Source organism: Streptomyces iconiensis, from assembly GCF_028657195.3.
Lineage (GTDB): Bacteria > Actinomycetota > Actinomycetes > Streptomycetales > Streptomycetaceae > Streptomyces > Streptomyces iconiensis.
In genome coordinates this window covers 68,968-74,967 of record NZ_JANCPR020000048.1, presented here as the reverse complement: position 1 = coordinate 74,967, position 6,000 = coordinate 68,968, and the positions used below count along the sequence as shown (strand labels likewise).

Genomic DNA, 6,000 nt, shown 5'->3' with positions numbered 1-6,000 from the left:
CCCCCTCCACGGCCCCGCGCGGCAGTCACCGGAGTGAGCTGATCCTGTTCATGGCGCTCGCCTTCCTCGTGAGCTGGGCGTCGTGGTTCGCGGCGATCGGTATCGGTGGCTCGGCGATGACCGCGCCGACGGTCCTGCCCTATCTCTTCGGCGCCTTCGGCCCGTTGATAGCCGCCCTGGTGATCCGGATACGCCGCGTCCGACGCGGCGAACCCGTTCCCGAACACGTGGTGAGATTCCGCAGGAAGACCCTTCTCCTGGCGCCGTTGCTGATGGTGCTTGCCTCGGCGACGGTGCTGGCGGCCGTGCTGCTGGCGTACGCGGCGGGTGAACCCGCGCTGAGCCTGGACGACGTGAAGGGCGTCATGAAGGACGCCGGCGGGCCTGCGGCGTTCCTCGTCAGCATGGTGATCTCCGGCCCGCTGTCCGAGGAGCCGGGCTGGCGGGGTACGGCCTACCCGAGGATGCGCGCCTCGATGGGCCGCTTCCAGGTCGGCGTGGTGCTGGGCGTCATCTGGGCCGTATGGCACCTGCCGCTGTTCTTCATCAACGGCACCGTCCAGAACGGACTGGGCCTGAACAGCCCGAGCGGCGTGCTCTTCGCCGTCAGCGCCGTCCCGATGGCCATGCTGACCGCCTACGCCTACGAACGCGCCGGAGTCGTCGCGGCGATGGCGGTGCACTTCGCGGTCAACACGACGATGATCCTGACGGGCGTCGAAGCACCCGTGACACAGGCCCTGATCATCGGAGTCCAGGCCATCATCGTCGTGCTCCTCCTGGCCACGACCCGCCCCACGGACAACTCCGCGCACAACCCCACGGCCGCCACCCTCACTCCCGCGAGCCCGACTGCCTCCCGTCCGGCCGCCTCTCAGCCGGACGAAACCGCCCGGGTCTGACGGCCGTCACCCGCATACCCGCCGCTACGCCCCGGAGGGGACGGACAGGGGGAGTCCCCGCCCGTCCCCTCCTCCGGTGCGGCGACGACGGCCGTTCGCTCACGAGCGGGTGGCGGTACCGCAACCCGCTTCATCCGCTGCCCGCATGCGGGCTTCCAGCGACCTGCTCCGGTCGTACGGGCCCACAGCGGGGCCGTCCTCCCGCCCGGCAGCGCCGCGTTCGGGGCCGAACTCGGGAACGAAGTAGCCACCGCAGAGGGCAGGCCGCGGTTCAGGGGCGGGCCAGGGTGCGGGTGGCGCCTGTGAGGACCGTGGTGGCGAGGACCCAGCCGAGGACGGTGAGGGTGTGGGCGAGCCACTGGAGCGGGCCGGCCGGGCGGAACGCGCTCTCCTGGCCGAATCCGACGACGGGCAACAGGAGGTCGAGCGTGTAGAAGAGCGGGTTGAAGACGGGGGCCTCGGGCGGCTTGAGCGGCGCCGGGTGATGGAGCGCGTACACGACGGTGCCCGTCGCGAGGAGGGCCAGCAGCCAGCCGGCCGCGCGCAGGGGGCGGTAGCCGTAGCCGACGGTCGCGTCCTGGAGGACGCCCCAGAGGCGCGCGTGGCGGGGGAGGGTGGAGCGGTGGTGGCGGTGCTTGGCGAGCTGAACGGTGCGGGCCGCCGTCTCGTCGCCCGCGCGCCGGTAGGCGGCCGTCAACTGTTCGTAGGCGTACGGGACATGGCCCGTGGCCTCCCTGGCGAGGAGGCCCAGCCGTACGGCCGGCGGCAGGTGGGGGGAGAGCGCCTGATAGGTGAAGCCGTCGAGGCGCACCTCGTCGGGCCAGGCGTCGGCGGCGAGGTGCAGGGTGGTGCAGGTGGCGCCGCGCAGCGAGATCCCGCCGGAGACGAACTCCGCGTTGCGCAGGCGCAGTTCGCCGAGAACGGCGCCGTCGGCGACGAGCGCGGGGCGGCCGGTGCCGGAGAGCCGGGAGCCCGTCAGTACGCAGGGCCCTGTGACCTGTGCGTCGCGCAGTGTGAGGCGTCCTTCGCTGCGGAGCCCGGGCGCCCACACCCCGGCGCCGACGGTCATACCGCTCAGGCGCAGCGCCGTGTGCCCGGGGCCGCTGAGGTGGGCGTCTTCGAGGTTGAGGCGCCCGCCGACGCGGGAACGGGAGAGGCGGACCTCGCCCTCAGCGCGCAGACCGTTGCAGAGGAGGTCGAGGCTGACGGTGAGGACGGGCGCGACAAGAGCCTCGCCCCCGGGCCCCGGGACCAGGTGCGCGTGTTCGAGGTTGAGGGTGCCTTCGACGCGCGCTCCGGTGAGGAGCACGCCGCCGTGTGCGGTGAGGCGGACCGCGTTGACGCCGCCGCCGATACGGGTGTTGACGGCGCTGAGCACGGGTTCGCCGGTGCCTGCCGCCGCTCCCGCTCCCGAGCCCGATCCCGCTCCCGATCCGCCGCGCCGCAGCTCGCCGCGCTGCACCTCGTCGGGCGGCTCGTCGGGCTGCGCCTCGTCGGGCTCCGGGGAAGCCAACCGGGCGTCTTCGAGGATCAAGGCGTCGTGCACCTCGGCGCCGTCCAGCCGTACGCGGGCGCCTCGTACGCCGTCGAGGAACAGGGAGCCGGCGAGCCGCGCGCTGCTGAGACGGAGGGGCCCGGTGAGGTGACAGCGGCTGAGCCGGAGCACCCCCTCCACGTGGAGATGCGCCGCGAGCAGGCCGGGGAGCCGGGAGCCGGACAGGTCGAGCTGTCTGACGCCGGCCCCGTACAGATGGGGCCGCTCGGTGAACTCGCAGTCCAGGAGCCGTACGGGGTGCGCGACGGTGCCGTGCGCGAGATCCAGGCACCCGGTGACGCGCGCACGGCTCAGCCACAGCCCGGGTACGGTGCCCGCGCGTGGCGCCTCGGCGAGCAGCATCGCGCGCAGGACGGTGGCACGCACACTGCCGCCTTCGAGGTCGACGGGGGTTCCGTCAGCGAACGCGTCGTGCACACGCTGCTCGTCGGACGTGAGATCCGTGATCACCATCGCCGCACGATGGTGTGCCCCCGTACGCGCTGTCAACGCCCCCGTGTGGGCCGCGACTTCCCCCTCGCCTCAACGCGGTGCTCGTGCCGCGGTCCGTGCGGGACGCTCAGGCCGCGGCGCTGATCAGGAACTCCTGGTCCGGTGCCCCGCTACAGGGTTCAACCGTCATGTCGGCCCCGGTTTCGGTGGAGTCGTCGCGCAGGCCCACGCAGTCCCGGGTGCCCTCCAGGCGGAGGCGGTAGCGCATGCCCGTCGCCTTTCGGGGCGGGCCGACGGGCTCGATGCGGAAGTGCTGGTAGGCGCGGGTGTCGTCGCAGCTCTTCCACGGCCACGGTTCCAGCAGGTCCTGGCCAGGACCTTTGCGCCGCTGGGTCAGACAGCCCCGGCCGTGCTGCGGGTGCTGCCACTCGATGAAGTACGGCGTCGACGACGCGGCGGTGTCGACGGGCCTGAGGTACGTATGGGGCGGTCTGGCTTCTTCGCAGGGGAGTTGGGCGGCGACGGCGTTCCGGTATTCGCCCCGGGTGTCCCGGCCCTCGGTGAGACACAGGTGGGGTGTGCGGGCCGGGCGGATCTCCGCGAAGCCACGCAAGGACTTCCGGGCCGCGGAATCCGTGCTGCGGTCAGCCGTCGGTGAGGAGGCCGGGGAGGCCGAGGAGCGGGAAGAGGCTGCGGAGGGGGAAGAGGGCTCGACGGCCGCCGAGAGCGCCCACGCGGTGACGGCGACCAGGCTCGTCGTCACCGCTCCTGCCAGGGCCCACGACCGGGCCAGTCGCAGCCGGCCGAGCCGCGGGGCCACCGCCTTTGAGCGGGTCCGCACTGTCCCGGCGGCGTCGGCGGGGTCAGGCGCCGGCGCCTGATCGGACGGCCGTACGCCATCCTCGGCGCGTTGCCTGGCCTCCAGCCAGGCGTGGACATCGGTTTCGGGTGCACCGCAGGCCCGGACGAAAGCGGCGAGGGTCTCCCTGCTCGGCAGGCGCGTACCGCGGAGCATGTCGCTGACCGTGCTGCGGGCCAGGAACACTCCGCGTGCGCGTGCCCGTTCCTCCAGCTCGCGCAGGGTCAGGCCGGACCGCTGCTTCAGCTTCCGCAACAGATCGACCAGGCCCGGGGTGTCACACACGCCCCGCAGGTCGAACTCGTCCACCTCGTCCGCGTCCACGCCTACATAGTCATCGGTCCCACCCGGTCCAACAAAGGCGGAACAGGACAACAAGCCGACGGAACTGGACATCCCCCGCTTCCGCGAAGTGCTGCCCGGGGCGGCAAGCCCGCACGTCGGCGGGCCGGATTTACGCTCCGTGATCTGTTCCGCGTAGGTTGTGCCGATGACGGTGGGGATCAAGAAGAAGCAGGGTGGCGCGGGCGCCGCGGAGGAGGGTGGCCGTGGGCTGGCGCGGGCCTCGTTGTTGATGGCCGTCGGCACCGTTGTCTCGCGGGCCACCGGGCTGATCCGCAACGTGCTCCAGGCGGCGGCCCTCGGAACGGGGCTGCTTGCCAGTACGTACAACACCGCCAACACCGTGCCGACCAGCCTCTACACGCTGCTGATCGGCGGGGCACTCAACGCCGTACTCGTACCGCAGCTCGTGCGGGCGCGGGCGACCGAAGCGGACGGCGGCAGGGCGTACGAGCAGCGGCTGGTGACGCTCGTGCTGTGCGTGCTCGCCGTGGGCACCGTACTCGCGGTGTGGCTGGCGCCGCAGATCGTCAGCCTCTACATGCGCGACAGCCCGTCACACCACGAGGCGTTCCAACTGACCGTCGTCTTCGCGCGCTTCCTGCTGCCACAGATCTTCTTCTACGGCGTCTTCGGCATGCTCGGCCAAGTGCTCAACGCGCGCGAGAAGTTCGGCGCGATGATGTGGACGCCGGTACTGAACAACGCCGTGCTGATCGGCATGTTCGCCGCTTACCTCGGGATGATGACCCTGCCCGACCGGGTCGAGGACATCACCGGGACGCAGGTGTGGCTGCTGGGGCTCGGCACCACGTGCGGCATCGCGCTGCAGGCCCTCGCGCTGGTCCCGTTCGTACGCGCCACCGGCTTCCGTTTCCGGCCGCGCTTCGACTGGCGGGGCACGGGGCTCGGCAAGAGCGCGCACGCCGCGAAGTGGACGCTGCTGTACGTCCTCGCCAACCAGGTCGCGCTGACCGTCGTCACCAACTACGCCAACGCCGCCGACCAGAAACTCCCGCACGACGGCGTCGGTTACTCCGCCTACACATACGCGCAGACCATCTGGATGCTGCCCCAGTCCATCGTCACCGTCTCACTGGTCACGGCGATGCTGCCGCGCATGAGCCGCGCCGCTGCCGAGGGGCGTCTCACCGAGCTGCGCGGCGATCTGACGCGGGCGCTGCGGCTGTCCGGCGTCGTCATCGTCCCCACCGCTTTCCTCTTCCTCGCGCTGGGCCCGCAGATCGCGTCCCTGCTGTACGCGCACGGCGCCTCCGACGCCGAGTCGGCGCTGCCGCTGGGGCAGATGCTCCAGGCGTTCGGGCTCGGGCTCGTCCCCTTCTCCGTGCAGTACCTGCTGCTGCGCGGGTTCTACGCCTTCGAGGACACCCGCACCCCGTTCTGGATGACCGCCTGGACGGCGGCCGTCAACATCGCCCTGGCCACCGTCTGCCACCTGACGCTCCCCGCACGCTGGGCGGTCGTCGGCATGGCAGCCGCCTACACGCTCTCCTACGCTGCCGGACTCGGCCTCACCGTATGGCGGCTGCGGCGGCGACTGGGCTCCCGTATCGACCCGGCAGGGTCCCTGACCGGCGGCTACGCGAAGCTGATGCTCGCCGCCGCGCTGTCCGCCGCGCTCGGCTGGGCCGCCACCCGCGCGTGCGCGCAGTCGCTCGGCACCGGAACCGGGCCCACGGCCCTGGCCCTGGCAGCGGGCGTCCTCACCCTGGCCCTGGCCTACTTCGCCCTCACCCGCCTCCTGAAGATCCCCGAGGTCCGCCGCCGCTGAGCGCCCCGAAGGGGCGCGGGGAACCGCACGCCAAGCCACACCCCACCCGCACCCCGCACCCCGTACAACCCGGCCAGGGGCACCGCCCCTTTCCCGGCACGGACGTGCCCCCGCACCA

At 72.2% G+C, this 6,000-nt stretch carries 4 protein-coding genes; 2 read left to right on the top strand and 2 right to left on the bottom strand.

Annotated features, from left to right (window positions below; all coding sequences use genetic code 11):
• Positions 1-902 (top strand): CPBP family intramembrane glutamic endopeptidase (locus NMN56_RS34500; protein ID WP_283742534.1); only part of this gene is annotated, 902 nt, incomplete at its 5' end.
• Positions 903-1,173: 271 nt separating this feature from the next.
• Here NMN56_RS34500 and NMN56_RS34495 read toward each other — a convergent pair.
• The gene (locus tag NMN56_RS34495) at positions 1,174-2,910 is read right to left on the bottom strand and encodes a membrane-associated oxidoreductase (RefSeq protein ID WP_274047361.1); all 1,737 of its coding nucleotides are present in this window, start codon (positions 2,908-2,910) and stop codon (positions 1,174-1,176) included.
• Positions 2,911-3,016: 106 nt separating this feature from the next.
• Positions 3,017-4,072 (bottom strand): helix-turn-helix domain-containing protein, encoded by a 1,056-nt coding sequence (locus NMN56_RS34490; RefSeq protein ID WP_274047362.1) that lies wholly within the window; start codon positions 4,070-4,072, stop codon positions 3,017-3,019.
• A gap of 166 nt (positions 4,073-4,238) precedes the next feature.
• Between NMN56_RS34490 and murJ the strand changes: the two genes are divergently transcribed.
• Positions 4,239-5,882: a murein biosynthesis integral membrane protein MurJ gene (gene murJ / locus NMN56_RS34485; RefSeq protein WP_430542785.1), complete on the top strand. Its 1,644-nt coding sequence runs from the start codon at positions 4,239-4,241 to the stop codon at positions 5,880-5,882.
• Positions 5,883-6,000 lie beyond the last annotated feature (118 nt).

What these genes read in the sequence shown, in the direction of transcription:
- NMN56_RS34495 (WP_274047361.1), bottom strand. Translation starts at nt 2,910, where the DNA reads ATGGTGATCACGGATCTCACGTCCGACGAGCAGCGTGTGCACGACGCG.
- murJ (WP_430542785.1), top strand. Translation starts at nt 4,239, where the DNA reads ATGACGGTGGGGATCAAGAAGAAGCAGGGTGGCGCGGGCGCCGCGGAG.